The organism is Streptomyces sp. NPDC041713 (assembly GCF_055591085.1).
In genome coordinates this window covers 301525-322210 of sequence record NZ_JBVIZY010000010.1, presented here as the reverse complement: position 1 = coordinate 322210, position 20686 = coordinate 301525, and the positions used below count along the sequence as shown (strand labels likewise).

The 20686-nt window shown below is 71.5% G+C and carries 15 protein-coding genes; 11 read left to right on the top strand and 4 right to left on the bottom strand.

Annotation, left to right across the window (positions count from 1 at the left end):
• Positions 1–157: 157 nt before the first annotated feature.
• Together ACZ6CV_RS28460 and ACZ6CV_RS28455 are read right to left on the bottom strand one after the other, a co-directional pair.
• Entirely contained in the window at positions 158–2269 is a 2112-nt protein-coding gene (locus ACZ6CV_RS28460) for an alpha-1,4-glucan--maltose-1-phosphate maltosyltransferase (protein WP_469253543.1), read from the bottom strand.
• 58 nt (positions 2270–2327) lie between these two features.
• Positions 2328–2573: a DUF5133 domain-containing protein gene (locus ACZ6CV_RS28455; RefSeq protein WP_355819589.1), complete on the bottom strand. Its 246-nt coding sequence runs from the start codon at positions 2571–2573 to the stop codon at positions 2328–2330.
• Between the two features lie 304 nt (positions 2574–2877).
• On the opposite strand from ACZ6CV_RS28455, the gene ACZ6CV_RS28450 reads away from it, so the two are divergent.
• From ACZ6CV_RS28450 to ACZ6CV_RS28425, 6 genes are all read left to right on the top strand, one after another.
• Positions 2878–3360 (top strand): pep a2, encoded by a 483-nt coding sequence (locus ACZ6CV_RS28450; RefSeq protein WP_469253542.1) that lies wholly within the window; start codon positions 2878–2880, stop codon positions 3358–3360.
• A gap of 122 nt (positions 3361–3482) precedes the next feature.
• Positions 3483–5603 (top strand): glycogen debranching protein GlgX, encoded by a 2121-nt coding sequence (glgX, locus tag ACZ6CV_RS28445; RefSeq protein ID WP_469253541.1) that lies wholly within the window; start codon positions 3483–3485, stop codon positions 5601–5603.
• Positions 5604–5651: 48 nt separating this feature from the next.
• On the top strand, positions 5652–6296 hold the full coding sequence (locus tag ACZ6CV_RS28440) for an endonuclease (protein WP_469253540.1): 645 nt from the start codon (positions 5652–5654) through the stop codon (positions 6294–6296).
• 97 nt (positions 6297–6393) lie between these two features.
• Positions 6394–7977 carry an FMN-binding glutamate synthase family protein gene (locus tag ACZ6CV_RS28435; RefSeq protein WP_469253539.1) on the top strand — a complete coding sequence of 528 codons (1584 nt, stop codon included), beginning with the start codon at positions 6394–6396 and terminating at the stop codon, positions 7975–7977.
• A gap of 51 nt (positions 7978–8028) precedes the next feature.
• The gene (locus ACZ6CV_RS28430; RefSeq protein ID WP_469253538.1) at positions 8029–9762 is read left to right on the top strand and encodes a thiamine pyrophosphate-dependent enzyme; all 1734 of its coding nucleotides are present in this window, start codon (positions 8029–8031) and stop codon (positions 9760–9762) included.
• Positions 9763–10044: 282 nt separating this feature from the next.
• Positions 10045–11568 carry a catalase gene (locus tag ACZ6CV_RS28425; RefSeq protein WP_469253537.1) on the top strand — a complete coding sequence of 508 codons (1524 nt, stop codon included), beginning with the start codon at positions 10045–10047 and terminating at the stop codon, positions 11566–11568.
• A gap of 118 nt (positions 11569–11686) precedes the next feature.
• On the opposite strand, the gene ACZ6CV_RS28420 is transcribed toward ACZ6CV_RS28425, so the two are convergent.
• Positions 11687–13732: a SpoIIE family protein phosphatase gene (locus tag ACZ6CV_RS28420; RefSeq protein WP_469253536.1), complete on the bottom strand. Its 2046-nt coding sequence runs from the start codon at positions 13730–13732 to the stop codon at positions 11687–11689.
• Between the two features lie 258 nt (positions 13733–13990).
• On the opposite strand from ACZ6CV_RS28420, the gene ACZ6CV_RS28415 reads away from it, so the two are divergent.
• Both ACZ6CV_RS28415 and ACZ6CV_RS28410 read left to right on the top strand, forming a co-directional pair.
• Positions 13991–14257: a GlsB/YeaQ/YmgE family stress response membrane protein gene (locus ACZ6CV_RS28415; RefSeq protein WP_362369543.1), complete on the top strand. Its 267-nt coding sequence runs from the start codon at positions 13991–13993 to the stop codon at positions 14255–14257.
• Positions 14258–14434: 177 nt separating this feature from the next.
• Positions 14435–15064 carry an alpha-ketoglutarate-dependent dioxygenase AlkB gene (locus ACZ6CV_RS28410; RefSeq protein ID WP_469253535.1) on the top strand — a complete coding sequence of 210 codons (630 nt, stop codon included), beginning with the start codon at positions 14435–14437 and terminating at the stop codon, positions 15062–15064.
• Positions 15065–15076: 12 nt separating this feature from the next.
• Here the strand turns inward: ACZ6CV_RS28410 and ACZ6CV_RS28405 are convergent, their stop codons facing one another.
• Positions 15077–16459 carry an FAD-dependent oxidoreductase gene (locus tag ACZ6CV_RS28405; RefSeq protein WP_469253534.1) on the bottom strand — a complete coding sequence of 461 codons (1383 nt, stop codon included), beginning with the start codon at positions 16457–16459 and terminating at the stop codon, positions 15077–15079.
• Between the two features lie 475 nt (positions 16460–16934).
• Here ACZ6CV_RS28405 and ACZ6CV_RS28400 point away from each other — a divergent pair, with 475 nt between their 5' ends.
• From ACZ6CV_RS28400 to ACZ6CV_RS28390, 3 genes are read left to right on the top strand one after another with little or no spacing between them, the layout of a single operon-like run.
• Positions 16935–18347 carry a family 2B encapsulin nanocompartment shell protein gene (locus ACZ6CV_RS28400; protein ID WP_469253533.1) on the top strand — a complete coding sequence of 471 codons (1413 nt, stop codon included), beginning with the start codon at positions 16935–16937 and terminating at the stop codon, positions 18345–18347.
• 59 nt (positions 18348–18406) lie between these two features.
• Positions 18407–19762 (top strand): family 2 encapsulin nanocompartment cargo protein terpene cyclase, encoded by a 1356-nt coding sequence (locus ACZ6CV_RS28395; RefSeq protein WP_469253532.1) that lies wholly within the window; start codon positions 18407–18409, stop codon positions 19760–19762.
• A 16-nt stretch (positions 19763–19778) separates the two neighbouring features.
• Positions 19779–20672 carry a geranyl diphosphate 2-C-methyltransferase gene (locus tag ACZ6CV_RS28390; protein WP_469253531.1) on the top strand — a complete coding sequence of 298 codons (894 nt, stop codon included), beginning with the start codon at positions 19779–19781 and terminating at the stop codon, positions 20670–20672.
• Positions 20673–20686: the final 14 nt, after the last annotated feature.

Below are 20686 nucleotides of genomic sequence, written 5' to 3'. Positions count from 1 at the left end.
TTGGCGGTGATGCCCTTCAGGTCGCCGATGCCGTCACCGTTGCTGTCCTGGAAGGAACGGACAAGCACCTCGTAGAAGACGGCACGCTTGAACCATTCCGGATCGAGATCTTTCTCCGGAGTGTCCTCGAAGGTGTCCTTGACGGGCTCGTTGATGATCATTGCGTGGGTGACCCTCCGTTCAGTGGTGGAGACGGTCGCAGGACCTCAAAGACGTGCGCCGGGGCCTGGCCCGGTTGGAGGCGCACGTAATTGGTCCTGCCCCAGTGGTAGGTGTCGCCGGTGAGCTCGTCCCGTACCGGCACGGACTCGTCCCAGTCGAGGCCCAGGCGCGGCATGTCGAGGCGGACGGTGGCCTCGCGGACGTGGTGCGGGTCCAGGTTGACCACCACCAGGACCGTGTCGTCACCGGAGCGCTTGCTGTAGGCGATCACCGCGTCGTTGTCGGCCTGGTGGAAGTGCAGGTCGCGCAGTTGCTGCAGGGCCGGGTGGTCCCGTCGGACACGGTTGAGCGCGGTGAGGAGCGGGGCGATGGTGCGTCCCTCGCGCTCGGCCGCCGCCCAGTCCCGCGGCCGCAGTTGGTACTTCTCCGAGTCGAGGTACTCCTCGCTCCCCGGGCCGGCCGCGGCGTTCTCGCACAGCTCGAACCCGGCGTACACGCCCCAGCTCGGCGCGAGGGTCGCGGCGAGCACGGCCCGCAGCTCGAAAGCGGGACGGCCACCCGCCTGGAGGAACTCCGAGAGGATGTCGGGGGTGTTCACGAAGAAGTTGGGCCGCAGATACGGGGCGGTCTCCCCGGCGAGCTCGGTGAGGTAGTCGGTGAGCTCCTGCTTGGTGTTCTTCCAGGTGAAGTAGGTGTACGACTGCTGGAACCCGGCCTGGGCCAGCGCCCGCACGACCGGCGGCCTGGTGAACGCCTCGGCGAGGAAGAGCACGTCGGGGTCGGTGGCGTTGATGTCGGCCAGGACCTGTTCCCAGTACGCGACCGGCTTGGTGTGCGGATTGTCGACGCGGAAGATCCGTACGCCGTGGCCCATCCAGAAGCGCAGCAGCCGCACGGACTCCTCGACCAGGCCCGGCAGATCGCGGTCGAAGGCGATCGGGTAGATGTCCTGGTACTTCTTCGGCGGATTCTCCGCGTACGCGATGGAGCCGTCCGGGCGATGGGTGAACCATTCGGGGTGCTTCTCCACCCAGGGGTGGTCGGGCGAGCACTGCAGCGCGAAATCGAGCGCCACTTCGAGCCCGAGCCGCCCGGCCTCGCGTACGAACGCGTCGAAGTCCTCCAGCGTCCCCAGGTCCGGGTGGACCGCGTCATGACCGCCCTCGGGCGAACCGATCGCCCACGGCACACCGACGTCGTGGGGGCCTGCCGACAGGGAGTTGCCGGGGCCCTTGCGGAAGGTGGTGCCGATGGGGTGGATCGGCGGCAGGTACACCACGTCGAAGCCCATGGCCGCGATCGCGGGGAGGCGTCGCGCCGCCGTGCGGAAGGTGCCGGAGACCGGCGGCGCGCCCTCGCGCGCCTCGGCGCCCTCGGAGCGCGGGAAGAACTCGTACCAGGAGCCGAACAACGCCCTGCGCCGCTCGACCAGCAGCGGCAGGGCGTCCGACCGGGTGACGCGCTCGCGCAGGGGGAACCGTGCGAGGACCGCGGTCACCGCGGGGGCCAGCGCGGCGTCGAGCCGTGCGGCGGGCGTGCGCAGGTCGTCCTGCAGCGCGGCCGCGGCAGCCAGCAGGGTCCGGCGTTCCGTACCCTCCGGGGCGCCGGCCGCGGCCCGTTCGTACAGCGCCGCGCCCTCCTCAAGGACCAACCCGACGTCGATGCCCGCGGGAATCTTGACCTCGGCCGCGCGACGCCACTCGGCCACGGGATCCGTCCACGCCTCCACGGCGTACGTCCAGCGGCCCTCCGCGTCCGGGGTGACCTCGGCACCCCAGCGGTCGGAGCCCGGGGACAGCTCGCGCATCGGCGTCCAGGGGCCGCTCCGCCCGTCGGGGCCGAGCAGCACCACGTTGGCGCCGACCGCCCCGTGCCCCTCGCCGAACAGCGTCGCCGTGACCTGGAACGTCTCGCCGGGCACGGCCTTCGCCGGGCGGCGTCCGTCGTCGACGCGCGGCCGTACGTCCCGTACCGGCACGGGCAGCACCGGCGCCTGCGCCTGTGTCCGTGGCTGTGTCTGCGCCTGTGTCCGTTGCTGCGTCCGCGTCCGCGCGCGGGGGGAACTCGGCGCCGCGGAGGCGGCGTTCGTCTCCGGAACTGCGGTCATCGAATCTCTCCTCCGCCGCGCTCGTGGTGGGCGCGGCCCCGAGCAGGACCGCGCGTGACTACTGCCCCAGACGCTCGGGCGCCGGCCTCGGCCGGCACGCGGCGCGCGGACGCAGGTACTCCTCGGCCGCCTCGGCGGCCGCCCGCGCCGTGCACTCCCCCATCAGCACGCAGAGGGTGTACGCGGTGTTCTCGAAGTGCGTGCGCACGTCACGGTCGGCGGGGCGGACGAACAACAGCCGTTCCCACGACCGGTACTGACTCAGATGCCGTGCGACGACATCTTTGGCGGGCAACAGCACCATGCTGCTCACCTACGTTCTGCGACGGGTGCGACCGGAGCGCCTGGCCGACGCGGAACGGCACCGCACATGGAGGACCGGACGGCTCGCGCCGACATCGGTGTTTCCAGACTCATGGTGCACGCTCGACCACGCAGCGTCTTGTTGGCTATTCAACAAGTGGCCTCAGGTGCTCGTGTTGCGCGAATGGAGTAGTGCTCTCACCCTGAGACTTACTCAGGAGCGATCAGTGCTCACGCTTCGTGTTCGGGGCTCGGTCCGCAGGGCCGAAGAGGAGCGAGAGCTCCGCCGAGAGGAGCCAAGCGCAATGAAGTCGGCAACCCCCCGCTACTACCACCTCGATGTGGAGATCAGCCCGGAGAGGATCGACCAGATCGATCGCATTCTGGCGGCCCATCTCCGGCACTGGGGCCTGGGGATCCTCGTCGAACCCGTCGGCCACTGCACCCGTGTGCTGCTGCGGGCCATCGAGGAGCACGGAACGAACAAGCAGGCGGCCGTCGAGCTGTGGTGGACGGGGCACCATCTGATCACCGGCGTGTCGGACAAGGACCGCGACCTCGGACCGCACTACGCACCGCAGGGGTTCCTGGCCCAGATCGCCGCGCTGAGCGACGGCTGGGGCAGCTGCCCGGCGGCCGACGGCAAGATCATCTGGTTCGCCCACCGCGACCGTACGCCCGACCACGCCACCCTCTCCCCGATCACGCCGGTGCCCTGTGTGCCCGAGTCGCTCGAGGTGCCGCGGGAGGAGATCATGGCAGTCCTGGCGGGTGTGCCGGAGACGTGAACCCGGCGCGCAGCGGCCCGTTCGCCCCACCGGCGACGGCCCCACGCCACTCCCGCAACTGGAGGCGGAGGCCCTGCCCTTACGGGCGCGGGGCCTCCGCCCATCGTCAGGAAGGCAGCCGTGTGCGCACCTGGACCGGATCCCCTTTCCCCCTGGGCGCCACCTACGACGGGGAGGGCACGAACTTCGCCCTGTTCAGCGAAGTGGCCCAGCGCGTCGTCCTCGTCCTCTTCCACGACGACGGCACGCACGACGACGTCACCCTCACCGAGGTCGACGGCTTCGTCTGGCACTGCTACCTCCCCGGGGTCGGCCCCGGCCAGCGGTACGGCTACCGGGTGCACGGCCCCTGGGATCCCGCCGCGGGCCACCGGTGCAACCCCGCCAAGCTGCTCCTCGACCCCTACGCCCGGGCGATCGAGGGGGAGATGGACAACGACTCCTCGCTGTACGAGCGCGCGGCGCAGGGACCCGAACGGGCGGACAGCGCCGGGCACACCCCGCTCTCGGTCGTCGTCGACACGTCCTTCGCCTGGGGGGACGACCGGCCACCCCGTCGGCCGTACGCAGAGACGGTCGTCTACGAGGCGCACGTCCGCGGTCTGACACAGCGGCATCCGGGCGTCCCCGCCGAGCTGCGCGGCACGTACGCGGGCCTCGCGAGCGACGCCGTCATCGACCACCTCACCTCCCTCGGGGTGACCGCCGTCGAGCTGATGCCCGTGCACCAGTACGTGCAGGACGGCTTCCTGCGCGACCGCGGTCTCTCCAACTACTGGGGGTACGCCTCCATCGGCTTCTTCGCGCCGCACAACGGGTACGCGGCGCGCGGCGCCCGGGGCGAGCAGGTCGACGAGTTCAAGTCGATGGTCAAGGCGCTGCACGCGGCGGGCCTCGAAGTGATCCTCGACGTGGTCTACAACCACACGGCGGAGGGCAACGAGAACGGCCCCACACTCGCCTTCCGCGGCCTCGACAACGCCTCGTACTACCGTCTGCCGGAGGACGACCGGGCCCACTACTTCGACACCACCGGCACCGGCAACAGCCTGCTGATGCGGCATCCGAACGTCCTGCAGCTGGTCATGGACTCGCTGCGGTACTGGGTCACCGAGATGCACGTCGACGGCTTCCGCTTCGATCTGGCGGCCACGCTGGCCCGGCAGTTCCACGACGTGGACCGGCTCTCGGCCTTCTTCGACCTGGTCCAGCAGGACCCTGTGGTCAGCCGGGTCAAGCTCATCGCGGAGCCCTGGGACGTCGGTGACGGCGGTTACCAGGTGGGCAACTTCCCGCCCCTGTGGTCGGAGTGGAACGGCAAGTACCGGGACGCGGTACGGGACTTCTGGCGGTGCGGGGACCACACGCTCGCCGAGTTCGCCTCCCGGCTGACCGGCTCGTCCGACCTCTACCAGCACGACCGGCGCCGCCCGCGGGCCAGCGTGAACTTCGTCACCGCCCACGACGGCTTCACGCTGCGCGACCTGGTCTCGTACGACGCCAAGCACAACGAGGCCAACGCGGAGGACAACCGGGACGGCGAGAGCGACAACCGCTCGTGGAACTGCGGCGCCGAGGGCCCCACCACCGACGAGCGGATCCTGGAGCTGCGCGCCCGCCAGCAGCGCAACTTCCTCGCCACCCTGATGGTCTCGCAGGGCATCCCGATGCTGGCGCACGGCGACGAGCTGGGCCGCACCCAGCAGGGCAACAACAACGCCTACTGCCAGGACAACGAACTCTCCTGGGTCGACTGGGACCTCGACGACGAGCAGCGCGACCTGATCGGCTTCACCCGCCGGGCCATCGAACTGCGCGCCGCGCACCCGGTGTTGCGCAGGCGCCGCTTCTTCCGCGGCGAGCCGCCGGCCCGCGACAGCCGGCCCCTGCCCGACCTGGTGTGGCTGCGGCCCGACGCCCGCGAGATGACGGACGAGGACTGGCAGCGCCCCGACGCCCACGCCGTCGGCGTCTTCCTCAACGGCGACGCCATCGCCGAGCCCGACGCGCAGGGCAGGCCCGTGGTGGACGACTCCTTCCTGCTGCTCCTGAACAGCTGCGGGGACCCGGTCGTCTTCCGGCTGCCCGACGCCGCGTACGGCGAGCGCTGGGAGACGCGCCTCGACACCACCGATCCGCGGGGCCTCTCGGACGAGACGGAACACAAGGCCGGCGCCGAGGTCACCGTCGCCCCGCACAGCCTCCTCGTGCTCTCGCGTCCCTCCGTGGACACCGCGTCGTAGCGGGCAGGAGAACCCGGTCGGACGAGAACCACGCCAAGGAGGTGCGCCATGGCCGGCAAGCAGGCCGTGCTGCGGGAACTGCTCAGGATCTCGGGACAGACGTACGCCGCCGAGGCGGGCATCCGGCTGACCGGCACCCCGCAGCCGCTCTACCGCACGCTCGTCCTGTCCTGTCTGCTCAGCGCCCGCATCCGGGCCTCCGCCGCGGTGGCGAGCACCCGTGCGCTGTACGACGCGGGGATGCGCGGGCCCCGGCAGATGGCCGACGCCACCTGGCAGCAGCGCGTCGACGCCCTGGGGCGCGGCGGCTACCGGCGCTACGACGAACGGACCGCGACCCAGCTCGGTGACGGCGCCCGGCTGGTGCTCGACGCGTGGCACGGCGACCTGCGCCGGGTCCGGGAGGAGGCCGACGGCGACGTGGCCGCCGTGCAGCGCATGCTGCGACGGGTGCCGGGTCTCGGCCCCACCGGCGTGGACATCTTCCTCCGCGAGGTGCAGGACGTGTGGCCCGAGTACCGGCCGCACCTCGACGCCAAGGTGCTGCAGGGGGCGGAGCGCCTCGGCCTGCCGCGGGACCCGTCCGCGCTGCTGCGGCTCACCGACGAGCGGCCGAGCGTGGTGGCCGCCGCGCTGGTGCGGGCCGCGCTCGACGAGAAGATCGCGGAGGAGTGCCTGGAGGCGGCAGGCTAGGGCGCCGTCCGCACGTCCGGCCGCCGCGCACCCCCGGGCCATGGATTCGGTGGCCCGGGGGACGTGTGACCTGCCGGATTCGGGTCACGTGAGGATCATGACCCGATTTGCAACGGTAGGCCTGCTGGTGGTCGGCGCGGTGGGCGGTGTGCTCCTCGCCCTGCTGGTGTCGCCGTGGTGGTGGCTGCTCGCGGCGCCCCTCGTGGCCGTGGCGCTCACCGGCGCGTACGACCTCGTCCAGCGGCGCCACAACGTGCTGCGGAACTATCCCGTGCTCGGGCATCTGCGCTACCTGATGGAGGCCGTGCGCCCGGAGCTGCAGCAGTACTTCGTGGAGCGCAACTACGACGGCAGGCCCTTCGACCGCGACACCCGCAGCATCGTCTACGAGCGGGCCAAGGGCGTCTCCGCCGAGGAGCCGTTCGGCAGCGAGCGCGACATGGACCAGCGCGGCTATGAGCTGCTCGTGCCGTCCATGGCCCCGGTGGACGTGCCCCACGAGCCGCCCCGGGTCCGCGTCGGCGGCCCCGACTGCACCCGGCCGTACGACATGGCGCTCCTCAACGTGTCGGCGATGAGCTTCGGCTCGCTCTCCGCCAACGCCGTGCTGGCCCTCAACACCGGCGCGGCGCGCGGCGGGTTCGCCCATGACACCGGCGAGGGCGGCCTGTCCGAGTACCACCTGGGGCCCGGCGGCGACCTCGTCTGGGAGATCGGCACCGGCTACTTCGGCTGCCGCACCCGCGACGGGGACTTCGACGCCGGACAGTTCGCCGAGAAGGCCGCCCACCCCGCGGTGCGCTGTGTGTCGCTCAAGCTGTCGCAGGGCGCGAAGCCGGGCATCGGCGGCGTCCTGCCCGGCTCCAAGGTCAACAGCGAGATCGCCTCCGTACGCGGGGTGCCCGAGGGCGGGACCGTCGTCTCACCGCCGTACCACCGCGTCTTCTCCACCCCGCGCGAGCTCGTCCTCTTCCTCGCCCGGATGCGGGAGCTAACGGGCGGCAAGCCGGTGGGGTTCAAGCTGTGCCCCGGCTCCCGGACGCAGTTCCTCGCCGTGTGCAAGGCGATGGCGGCCGAGGGGATCACCCCGGACTTCATCGTCGTGGACGGCGCGGAGGGCGGCACGGGCGCGGCCCCGCTGGAGTTCGCCGACCACCTCGGTCTGCCGCTCACCGACGGCCTCATCACCGTCCACGACGCGCTGACCGGCACCGGGCTGCGGGACCGCGTCCGCATCGGCGCGAGCGGCAAGGTCGCCACCGGCGCCGACATCGTCAAGCGGCTCGCCATGGGCGCCGACTACACCAACGCGGCCCGCGCGATGATGTTCGCGGTCGGCTGCATCCAGGCCCAGCGCTGCCACACCAACCGCTGCCCGACCGGTGTCACCACCCAGGACCCGCGCCGCGCCCGCGCCCTCGACGTCGCCGACAAGTCCGCCCGCGTCACGCGCTATCAGCAGGCCACCGTGCAGAGCGCGCTGCGGATCATGGCCGCGATGGGCGTGCACGACACCGCGCAGCTCGGCCCGCACCTGCTGCGGCGCCGCGAGGACCGCGGCCACTTCCGCTCCTACGCCGAGCTGTACGAGTGGCTCTCCCCCGGCCAGCTGCTCGCGGAGCCCCCGGAGAGCTGGGCCGCGGACTGGCGCGCGGCCGACCCGGACGCCTTCACCCTCTGACGGCGCCCCCACCTTCCCGATCACTCCTCGATCCCCCCGAAAGGAATCCCCATGTCCCGCACTGTTGCCCGTGTCGTGGTCGACGCCCTGGAAGAGCTCGGAGTGCGCCACGTCTTCGGCGTGGTGGGCGACGCCCTGAACCCCTTCACCGACGCCATCCGCGCCTCCGATTCCGTGGACTGGGTGGGCTGCAGGCACGAGGAGGCCGCCGCCTTCGCCGCCGGCGCCCAGTCCCAGCTCACCGACACACTCGGGGTCTGCATGGGCACCGTGGGGCCGGGCTCCGTGCACCTGCTCAACGGGTTGTACGACGCCGCCAAGAGCGGCACCCCGGTGCTCGCCATCGCCGGCCAGGTGCCGCTCGCCGAGGTGGGCACCGACTACTTCCAGGAGGTCGACAACGACCTTCTCTTCCGTGACGTCGCCGTCTTCCGCGCCACCGTCACCTCGCCGGAGCAGCTGCCCGGCCTGCTGGAGATCGCCGTGCGCTCCGCCATCGGGCGCCGCGGCGTGGCCGTGCTGACCGTGCCCGGTGACATCGGCGGCAAGGAGCTGGAGAACGACCGGCCCGCCCGGCTCTCCGTGGCCGAGTCCGCCAACCGGCCCGACGACCCGGTTCTGGACGAGGCGGCCGCCGCGCTGGACGACGGCGGCAAGGTCACCATGCTGGTCGGCCGGGGGGCACGCGGCGCCCGCGAGGACGTCCTCGCCCTGGCCGACCGGCTCGCCGCGCCCATGGTGCTCACCCTCAAGGCGAAGGAGGGGTTCGAGGGCGACGGCAACCCCTACCAGGTCGGCCAGACGGGGCTGATCGGCAACCCGGCCGCCGCCCACGCGATGGACGACGCCGACACCCTGCTGCTGCTCGGCACGGACTTCCCCTACCGGGAGTGGTATCCGGAGGGGAAGAAGGTCGTCCAGGTCGACCGGGTCGCCGAACACATCGGCCGGCGCGTGCCGGTCGACGTGGCGCTCGCCGCCGACGTCGGCCCCACGGTGCGCGGTCTGCTCTCCCGCCTGAAGCGGCGTGAGGACCGCGGGCACCTCGACGGGGCGCGGGAGAAGTTCGCCAAGTGGCAGCAGGGCCAGCAGCGGCTCGCCCGCCCCGACCACGACGACGGGCTGATCGGCAAGGTGCGGTCCGCCTTCGACAACCGGGACCATCTGGTGCGCCCGGAGGCGCTGGCCGCCGCGGTGGACACCATCGCCGCCGACGACGCCGTCTTCACCTCCGACACCGGCATGGCCACGGTGTGGCTGTCGCGCTTCGTCGAGATGCGCGGGTCCCGCCGGCTGCTCGGCTCGTACAACCTCGGCTCGATGGCGAACGCGATGCCGCAGGCGATCGGCGCGCAGCTCCTGGACCCCGAACGGCAGGTCGTCGCCTTCTGCGGCGACGGCGGCCTCGGGATGCTGCTCGGTGACCTGATGACCATCCGCAGCAAGCAGCTGCCGGTCAAGCTGGTCGTCTTCGACAACCAGCGGCTCGGGATGGTGAAGCTTGAGCAGGAGGAGGCGGGCCTGCCGGAGTTCGGCACCGAGCTCGACAACCCGGACTTCGCGGCCGTCGCCGAGTCGATGGGGATCACGGGCATCCGGGTGACCCGGGCGGAGGAGCTGACCGAGGCCGTCGAGCGGGCCTTCGCGACGCCGGGACCGGTGCTCCTGGACGTCCTCACCAACCCCGAGGAGATCGCGGTGCCGGCCAAGCCGACCGTCCAGCAGGGCTGGGGCTTCGCCATCGCCAAGATCCGCGAGAACCTCACCAGCTCCGAAGGCCATTGATCCGGTTCCGGGAGGGCACTGATCCAGTTCCGGGAGGGCACTGATCCAGTTCCTCAGGGCACTGAACCCGTCGCCCTCCGCATCCGCCCAAACAGATGTGCGGAGCAGGTATTGGCGGCGCCAAGCAGGGCACTCGATGGCTGTCCGGTGAGAGATCCACCCGGGTCGCACCGGAGTCGTAGGCCGCGCCCGGTTCGGCGACAGAGCAGCACTGTCGAAAAAGCCGCAATATGGACTTGGCGCCAACGCCAGACACCGCCGCAGGAAAGGCACACGTACCTCATGAACGACGCCACAGGTAAAGCGACCACCACCGATGCCGGCGTTCCGGTCGAGAGCGACGAACACTCGCTCACCGTTGGCGCCGGTGGCCCGATCCTCCTGCAGGACGGCTATCTGATCGAACAGATGGCCCAGTTCAACCGGGAGCGCATCCCCGAACGGCAGCCGCACGCCAAGGGCAGCGGCGCCTTCGGTCACTTCGAGGTCACCGCGGACGTCAGCGCGTACACGAAGGCCGCAGTCTTCCAGCCCGGGACCCGGACCGAGCTCGTGGCCCGGTTCTCCACCGTGGCCGGCGAGCGCGGATCCCCGGACACCTGGCGTGACCCGCGCGGTTTCGCGCTGAAGTTCTACACGTCCGAGGGCAACTACGACATGGTCGGGAACAACACCCCGGTCTTCTTCGTGAAGGACCCGATGAAGTTCCAGCACTTCATCCGGTCCCAGAAGCGCAGGGCGGACAACAACCTCCGCGACCACGACATGCAGTGGGACTTCTGGACCCTCTCGCCGGAGTCGGCCCACCAGGTCACGTGGCTGATGGGCGACCGGGGCATCCCGCGCACCTGGCGCCACATGAACGGCTACACCTCGCACACGTACATGTGGATCAACGCGCAGGGCGAGCGGTTCTGGGTGAAGTACCACTTCAAGACCGACCAGGGCGTGGAGTGCTTCACCCAGCACGAGGCCGACCAGATGGCCGCGGCCGACACCGACTACCACACCCGGGATCTCTTCGAGCACATCCGGGACGGCGACTTCCCCAGCTGGACGCTGTACGTGCAGATCATGCCGTACGAGGAGGCGGCCACCTACCGGTTCAACCCGTTCGACCTGACCAAGGTGTGGCCGCACGGCGACTACCCGCTGGTCGAGGTCGGCAGGATGACCCTGGACCGCAACCCCACGGACAACCACGCCGAGATCGAGCAGGCGGCGTTCCAGCCGAACAACCTGGTGCCGGGCATCGGTCCCAGCCCCGACCGCATGCTCCTCGCGCGGCTGTTCTCCTACGCCGACGCGCACCGTCACCGCATCGGCGGCAACTACCAGCAGCTGCCCGTCAACGCGCCCGTCGTGCCGGTGCACTCCTACTCCAAGGACGGAGCCATGGCCTACCGCAAGGTCACGGATCCGGTGTACGCGCCGAACTCCAAGGGCGGCCCGGCGGCCGACACCGCCCGTTACGGCAACCCGCCCAGCTGGCACGCGGACGGCGAGATCACCCGCGCCGCCTACGTCGACCACGCCGAGGACGACGACTGGAGCCAGCCGGGCACCATGGTGCGCGAGGTCTTCGACGACGCGGCGCGCGACCGCCTCGTGGACAACGTCGTGGGGCATCTCCTCAACGGCGTGACCGAGCCGGTGCTCCAGCGGGCCTTCGAGTACTGGAAGAACATCGACAAGTCGGTGGGCGAGCGCATCGAGCAGGGGGTACGCGCCAAGGCGAACGAGAAGGACCCCAAGGCCGCCGCGCAGGCCAACCCGGCGCGCAGCAGCATGCAGGACAAGGCCTGACGGTCTGACCCGCGTCCGACGTGACACCCGGTGTGTGCCGCCGCCCGAGGGGTGGCGGCACACCCATGTGCACCGGTCTGCCGCGTGTGTGCCGCCGGTCGGGTCCGCGTACGGGTGATCAGGCGTCCGGCACCGCGAAGTCGCACCAGACGGCCTTGCCCTCGCCCCGGGGTTCGACGCCCCAGCCGGACGCGACCGCCTCCACCAGGAGCATCCCCCGCCCCGATGTGGCGGTCTCCCCCGGCGTCCGCTTGCGCGGGCGGTCGCTGGAGCGGTCCTTCACCCACAGCCGGACGCGGCGCGGCGGTCCCGTGAGCACCTCCAGGGTGAGGATCGCGCCGCCTTCAGTGTGCACCAGGGCGTTGACGAGGAGTTCGCCCGCGGCCACCTCGACGTCGTCGGCGACCTCGCCGAGGCCCCAGGAGGCGAGGTGTTCCCGCAGCGCCGCGCGGGCGTCGGCGAGGCCCTCGGGGTCGGCCTGGTGCACGTACCGGTGGATGCGCGGCTCCTGGGGGGTGCCGGGGTCGGGGTGGCGGCGCAGCACCAGGAGGGCCACGTCGTCGCCGGTGCCCCAGCGCTCCCACAGCGCGTTCGAGAGGTGGTCCGCCAGGTCCTCCGCCGCATCGGGGCCGGCGCCCAGCACCTCGGCGAGGTTGCGCATCCCGGTGTCGAGGTCGAGCCCGGCGTCCTCCACGAGCCCGTCCGTGTACAGCACCATGGTCTCCCCCGGCACCAGGTCGAGCCGGACCTCGGGGTAGTCCTCCATGCCGAACTCGGTGGCCAGCCCGAGCGGAAGCCCGCCGCGCACCCGGGGCACGCCGACCCGGCCGTCCTGGTGGCGTACGAGCGGCGGCAGATGCCCGGCCCGCACCGCGCGCACGATGCCGGTGGCGGGGTCGAACTGGGCGTAGGTGCAGGTGGCGAACCGCTCGGTGTCCAGCTCGGCCAGGAAGCGGGAGGTGCGTGAGAGCACCGTCGCGGGCGGGTGCCCCTCGCCGGCGAAGGCCCGCAGGGCGATGCGCAGTTGCCCCATGATGGCGGCGGCGTGGGTGTCGTGTCCCTGGACGTCCCCGACGACCAGGCCGATGCGGCCGCGGGGCAGGGTGATGACGTCGTAGAAGTCGCCGCCGACGTCGCGGCCGCCCCAGGCGGCGTGGTAGCGCACGGCGACCTCGGTGTCCGCGACCTCGGGGATCCCTCGCGGCAACATCGTGGCCTGCAGGCTCTTGGCGAGGTCGCGCTCCTCGTCGAAGAGCATGGCGCGCTGCAGCGACTGGGCGACGATGCCGGACAGGCCGATGCACAGGTTGCGGTCCGCGTCGCTGAAGTCCCTGCGGCCCCGGTAGAAGAGCGCGAGCCCGCCGATGGCGCGGTCCTGCGCGACGAGCGGCAGGAACGCCGCCGAGTCCAGCTTCATGCTCTCGATGTAGGGCCGCAGCCGGGTGAAGCGCCGGGCCAGGTCGGGCAGCGAGCCCACGAAGCGGGGCTGGCGGGTCATGACGGCCTCGGCGAGCGGCAGCGACTCGTCGACCTTGTACAGCTTGAGTTCGTCGAGGACCTGCATCGAGTGGCCGACGAGGGCGATGAGCTTCAGGTTCTCGCCCTCGACGAGGCCGAGCACGAGGCCGTCGGCGGCGAACCGGTCGAGGCCGGACGCGCCGGAGAGGACGGCCACCACGTCGTCCACGGTGACGGCCCGCGAGAGGGCCTCCGTGGTGCCCTGCACCATCAGGGCGATGCCCTGGCGGCGCTCCTCACGGGCGTCGGTGGCGGCGAGTTCGGTCCCGTCGTTGGCGGCGTCCCGCAGCGTGCCGAGGACGCGTACGGCCAGTCCCTCCGGGGAGCGTGTGATGTGGCCGCGGGCGTGGCCGAGGTGCAGGGAGCCGTCGCGGTGCCGGGCGCGGAAGTAGACGCCGTAGTGGTCGGCGCCGGTGTTCACGGCCTCGGTGACCGCGTAGTTGATCCGGACGGCCTCTTCGGGGGGCAGCCTGCGCTGGAGCGAGCCGACAGTGCCCTCGAACTCCTCGGGGCGCAGGTCGAGCAGGGCCAGAGAACCCGCGTCGAGGCTGAGCGCACCACTGCGCAGGTCCCAGTCGAAGCAGCCCACGCCGGTCAGGAGCAGGCACTGTTCCAGATCGATGGAGGGCTTCTTGGCTGACGTCATGTCTGTCTCCGGTATGCCGCCCCGCCACCCTATGCGCCAACCGTCCGGCGCGCGCGGCCGGGCACCTCGGGCGACGATGGTGACCGCAGGCCCCCCGCCACCGGCTGGCGTCGAAACCCCGACCTTGGTCCCGTGGCAGGTGACCTTGGTCCTGTGTGAAAGGGCCGGGGCGGGACATCCGTCACGGTGTCGGACGGCGGATCGCGTGCCGTACGCACGCAAGCGACCGTCATGTACACAAGCGAAAGGAACGTACTCGTGGGCATCATCGCCTGGATCCTGATCGGTCTCATCGCCGGAGCCATCGCCAAGGCCCTCACGCCCGGCAAGGACCCGGGCGGCTGCCTCGTGACGATGCTGATCGGCATCGTGGGCGGCCTGCTCGGCGGCTGGCTGGGCAAGGTCATCTTCGGTGTTCACTCGATCAACGGCTTCTTCCACCTGTCGACGTGGATCGCCGCCATCATCGGCTCCGTGATCGTGCTGTTCCTGTACCGGCTGATCACCGGCCGGCGGGCGCACTGACCCGAACGGCGCAACGCGCGGCGCCCGCCCGGTGCCGACGACGCGGAGGTCCTCTCCGCCGTCGGCACCGGGCGGGCGCTTTTTCGTACGCGCTCGTGCGTGGACACCGTCGGCCGGGCGCCGACACCCTCACGGCGGCATTAGCGCACACGTTCGAATCCGGTGTAGCCTTGTCGCATGTCCGGCCACCAGCTCCAGGGATCGCTCTTCGACCAGAGCGACGACGTACGCCTGGGCTCCCTGAACGGCATCCGCAGGACGGTCCTCGGCGACGGGGCGTGGATCGACCTCCTGCCGGGCTGGCTCAAGGGCGCCGACGAACTGTTCGAACGCCTCGCCACCGACGTCCCCTGGAAGGCCGAACGCCGGCAGATGTACGAGCGGGTCGTGGCCGTGCCGCGCCTGCTCGCCTTCTACGGCGCCGACGAACCGCTCCCCCACCCCGTCCTCGACGAGGCCCGGCAGGCCCTCTCCGCCCACTACGCCGACGAGCTCGGCGAACCGTTCACGACGGCGGGCCTGTGCCACTACCGCGACGGGCGGGACAGCGTCGCCTGGCACGGCGACCGCATCGGACGCGGCGCCCGCGAGAACACGATGGTCGCCATCCTCTCCGTGGGAGCACCCCGCGACCTGCTGCTGCGCCCGCTGCGCGGCGGCGGGACCGTACGGCGGCCGCTCGGACACGGCGACCTGATCGTGATGGGCGGTTCCTGCCAGCGCACCTGGGAGCACGCGATCCCCAAGTCGACCCGGGCCGCCGGCGGACGCATCAGCGTCCAGTTCCGGCCGCACGGGGTGCGCTGACCTCCCGCGTCCTCAGGGCGTGGAGCGGGTGAGCGCGCGCCGTACCACCTTGCCCAGCACGGAGGGGCGGAACAGCAGCGAGGGCGGGGCCGTCATGTTCAGGACCCGCACGAACCGCGCCCACACATCCGGGTCCCGCACCGCGAGCGCGAAGACGTGCCGGTTGTACCAGTGCGCGAAGCGCGCGGACCGGGGCGGCCGGGTGGGCGCCCACATGAGGTCCGAGCTGGTCGCCATGGTCCAGGGGACCTGGATGATCCGTGCGGCGGCGCGCTGGTAGTCGCGGCTGAGGCCGTCGAGTCCGGCGGCCCGTGCCCGCCGGCGGCCGAGCAGCCGGCCCAGCAGCTCCGCCTCCAGGGCGGCGACGGTGAGCCCCTGCCCGTACACGGGGTTGAAGACACAGAGCGAGTCGCCGACCGCGACGAGGCGTTCGGGCCAGCGGTCGTTCTTGTGGTGCAGGCGCCACTCGTTGCCGGGGTTGGTGTAGCGGTGGATGCGCCCCTGCCGGGTGCCGCGCTTGATCTGTTCGGCCAGGCGCGGGTTGCCGAGGCTGTGGGCGAAGTCCAGATAGCCCTCGTCGTCGGTGGGCGGCACGTGCTCGTCCACGCCGAGGAGCGAGCACATCCAGCGGTGGTGCTCCACGGCGAGCACCACACCGCCGCGCGGCACGTCGGGCGCGAAGGCCATCTGGTACGCGATGTCGAAGTCCTGCGCGTCGCCGGCCGGGCGCTCGTAACAGGCCGAGGTGTAGGTGATCTTGGCCTTGACGACGGTCTTGGCGGAGGCGGGCAGCCGCGCGTCCGCGAGCCACTGGTCGACGGAGGTGGCGCGGCCCGAGGCGTCGACGACCAGGTCGGCGGTGAGGTCGGTGGCGCCGTCGGCCGGGTCGGCGTCGTCGGCGCGGTAACGGACCCGGTCCAGGCGCCCGGGGGTGCTCGACGTCACCGTCTCGCAGTGGGTCGCCGCGAGCACGCGGACCGTCGGCAGCGCCGACACCCTTTGCCGCAGGCGCCGTTCGAGCTCGTCACGCGTGAAGGTCTGGACGGGGACGCCGACCGGGTCGGGCGGGGCGTATCCGGTCGGCAGCAGGAAGCTGATCCGCTCCCCGTAGTCGAAGACGGGGGCGCCGAGCCCGGCGAGCTCGGCCCGCAACCCGGGGAAGAGCACCTCCAGCGCCTCGCCGCCCCGGGCGAGCAGCGCGTGCGCGTGATAGCCCTGCGGGACATGGGGGTGGACGCCGGTCTCCGCGCCCACCGGGTCGTGCTCCAGGACGAGCACCTCGGTGAAGTGGTCGGACAGGACCCGCGCCGTCACGAGGCCGGCGTATCCGCCGCCGACGACGACGGCCCGCCCCCAGCGCGTACCGGACGACGGGCGGTGCTGGTGGTCGGCCATGGCCGGTCCGTTCTCTCGACGCGGCGCCCCGCTCGCGCTCCGGGCGGCGGGCGCGAGGGGCTCGGACGGAAGTGCCGTGCCGCGCACGGGACATGACGCGGCGCTCACCGAAGTGTGACCGCACACGCCGCCCCGTCGTGCCGTGCTCTGACCCGATTCGGACGGCCGTCGGTGAGCTCGACGGCGGCACATGCGACGGGCATGCGCAGGGTGCGGGCGCAACCGAGCCGCACGGCGCGTCGGGGAACACCCCGCACATCACGGCTGGATCCCGTCGGTACCCAGGCAAACATCGCAAGGGCGCGATCATCGTATCGAGTTAATGTCGTCGGCTTTTCCTGGTCCGGCGAGCGGAGCGGCCCTTAGTGTTCCCCTGGATCTGGACGGATTCCCGTTCCTATACCCCTTTTCCCTCCTGTTGCCCGATGGCGCCCGTATCGGCGCGTCCCTGCCATGACCGAGGAGAGCCCGCCTGATGACCGTTGACTCCAGCCCGGAAGCCCGGACCGCGCCGCCCAAGCAGTCCAGCCTGGGCACGGCCGCCGCCCGCAACCTCGCCACCACCACCAAGTCCGCCCCGCAGATGCAGGAGATCACCTCCCGCTGGCTGCTGCGGATGCTCCCCTGGGTGGAGACCAAGGGCGGCGCCTACCGCGTGAACCGCCGGCTGACCTTCACCGTCGGCGACGGGCGCGTGGACTTCATCCAGGACGGCGGCACCGTCCGGGTCATCCCCGGCGAGCTCGGTGAACTGGCCCCGCTGCGCGGCTTCGACGACGAGGAGGTGCTCCGCGCCCTCGCCGACCGGTGCGTCCAGCGCGACTTCGAGGTCGGCGAGACGCTGGTCCAGCGCGGCGCCCCCGCGGACCGGCTCCACCTGATCGCCCACGGCCGCATCGGCCAGACCACCGAGGGTCCGTACGGCGAAGAGGTCGCCCTGGACGTGCTGGCCGACGGCGACCGGTTCGGGGACGACGCGCTGCTCGACGAGGACGCCCGCTGGGAGCAGACGGCGACCGCCGAGACCTCCGGCACGCTGCTCACCCTGTCCCGCGAGGACTTCGCCTCCGTGCTCAACTCGGCGTCGAGCCTGCGCGACCACATCGAGGCGTACAAGTCGCGCGCCGACCGCCGGCAGAACCATCGCGGCGAGGCGGAGATCGCGATGTCGGCCGGCCACACCGGCGAGGCGGAACTGCCCGGCGCGTTCGTCGACTACGAGGAGAAGCCCCGGGAGTACGAACTCTCCGTCGCCCAGACCATCCTGCGGATCCACACCAGGGTCGCCGACCTCTACAACGGCCCGATGAACCAGACCAAGGAGCAACTGCGGCTCACCATCGAGGCGTTGCGGGAGCGCCAGGAGCACGAGCTGATCAACAACCGGGAGTTCGGCCTGCTCCACAACGCCGACTTCAAGCAGCGCATCCAGCCGCACTCCGGCCCGCCCACCCCGGACGACATGGACGAACTGCTGTGCCGCCGCCGCGGATCCAAGTTCTTCCTCGCACACCCGAAGACGATCGCGGCGATCGGGCGTGAGCTGAACGCGCGCGGCGTCTACCCGGACCACGTCGACCTCGGCGGCCAGCAGGTCCCCGCCTGGCGCGGCGTACCGATCCTCCCCTGCAACAAGATCCCGATCACCAAGGAGAAGACCAGCTCGATCCTCTGCATGCGTACCGGCGAGGAGAACCAGGGCGTCATCGGTCTGCACCAGACCGGCCTCCCCGACGAGTACGAGCCGGGCCTCTCGGTCCGCTTCATGGGCCTGAACGAGCAGGCGATCACCTCCTACCTCGTCAGCACGTACTACTCCGCCGCGATCCTCGTGCCGGACGCGGTCGGCGTCCTGGAGAACGTACAGATCGGCCGCTGGCCCAAGTAGCGATCCCCGTAGCGGTCGCGTAGCGACCCCCGTAGCGGCCCACCTTCAAGGAGCCATCGATGCCCGCGCCTGAGCCGACACCCCCGCAGCCGAGTGCGCCGGAGGCCGTCACCCCCTTCGGGGCGGGCGTCCTCGCGGACGCCACGGCCCGCGCCCGCGACATCAGGGCCGCGTTCGGCGGCCCACCCGCCGCGCCCGCCGCGCCCCCCGTGCCCGACCTGCCCGCGCCTGCCGCACCGCCCGAGGCCTCTGCCGCCGAGGCCTCCGCCGCCGAGGCACCGGCCGACGTGCCGGGGACCGGCGGCGGCCTGACGCGGCTGCTCAGCGGCCCCAGCGGGATCGGCACCGCAGGGCTGCGCCTGGTCCCGCGCGAGGAGCCACCACCGCCGGAAGTGCCCCCGGCCCCGGCCGCCGCGCCGTCCGATTCCGCGGCGGAGGGCACCCCGATCCCGGGCCTCTACCACCACCCGGTGCCCGAGCCGGACCCCGCGCGGGTCGAGGAGGTCAGCCGCCGGATCAAGTCCTGGGCCCTCGACGAGGTGAGCCTCTACCCCGACGACTGGGAGGAGGAGTTCGACGGCTTCCTGGTGGGGCGCTACATGGTGGGCTGCCACCCGGACGCCCCCACCGTCGACCATCTGATGCTCGCCACCCGGCTGATGGTGGCCGAGAACGCGGTGGACGACTGCTACTGCGAGGACCACGGCGGCTCCCCCGACGGTCTCGGCGAGCGGCTGCTCCTGGCGCACACCGCCCTCGACCCGCTGTACACCACACGGGAGTACCAGCCGCAGTGGGAGAAGTCGCTCCACTCGGACGCCCCCCGGCGGGCCTACCGCTCCGCCATGGAGTACTTCGTCGAGGCGTCCAGCGCCTCCCAGGCCGACCGGTACCGGCACGACATGGCCAGGCTCCACCTCGGCTACCTCGCCGAGGCGGCCTGGGCGCAGCTGGACCACGTACCGGAGGTGTGGGAGTACCTGGCGATGCGCCAGTTCAACAACTTCCGCCCCTGCCCCACCATCACCGACACCGTCGGCGGCTACGAACTGCCGGCGGATCTGCACGCACAGCCCGCCATGCAGAAGGTCATCGCGCTCGCGGGCAACGCGACGACCATCGTCAACGACCTGTACTCGTACACCAAGGAGCTCGCCTCCCCCGGCCGGCACCTGAACCTGCCGGTGGTGATCGCCGAGCGTGAGGGGCTCTCCGAACGGGACGCCTATCTGAAGTCGGTCGAGGTCCACAACGACCTCATGCACGACTTCGAGGCCGAGGCCGCCGCCCTGGCCGCCGCCTGTCCGGTGCCGACCGTGCAGCGCTTCCTGCGGGGCGTGGCCGCATGGGTCGACGGCAACCACCACTGGCACCGGACGAACACCTACCGCTACAGCCTGCCCGACTTCTGGTAAGAGAATGGATACACCTGTGACCAGCACCGAACTCACCGCCACCCCGGCCACCGCCGCCACCCCGCTGCGCATCCCCGGCCCGGCGACGCCCTACCAGGGGGACATCGCCCGCTACTGGGACGGCGAGGCCCGGCCCGTGAACCTGCGTCTCGGCGATGTCGACGGTCTGTACCACCACCACTACGGCATCGGCGAGGTCGACCGGAGCGCGCTCGGCGACCCCGGGGACAGCGAGAGCGAGAAGAAGCTGATCGCCGAGTTGCACCGGCTGGAGTCGGCGCAGGCCGAGTATCTCCTCGGGCACCTCGGCGACATCGGACGCGACGACATGCTGGTGGACGCCGGCTGCGGTCGCGGCGGCTCGATGGTGATGGCGCACCAGCGGTTCGGCTGCAAGGTCGAGGGGGTCACGCTCTCGGCGAAGCAGGCCGACTTCGCCAACGGGCGCGCCCACGAACTGCGCATCCAGGACCACGTCCGGGCCCGCGTCTGCAACATGCTCGCCACGCCCTTCGAGACCGGGCAGGCCGCGGCGTCGTGGAACAACGAGTCGAGCATGTACGTCGACCTCGATGACCTCTTCGCGGAGCATTCACGAGTCCTCAAGGTCGGCGGCCGCTACGTGACCATCACCGGCTGCTGGAACCCGCGGTACGGCCAGCCCTCGAAGTGGGTCTCGCAGATCAACGCGCACTTCGAGTGCAACATCCACTCGCGCCGTGAGTACCTGCGCGCCATGGCCGACAACCGTCTCGTGCCGCAGGCCGTCATCGACCTCACGCCCGACACGCTGCCCTACTGGGAGCTGCGGGCGACGTCCTCGCTGGTGACGGGGATCGAGGACGCGTTCATCAACTCCTACCGTGACGGGTCCTTCCAGTACCTGCTGATCGCGGCCGACCGCGTCTGAGCGACGGAACGACC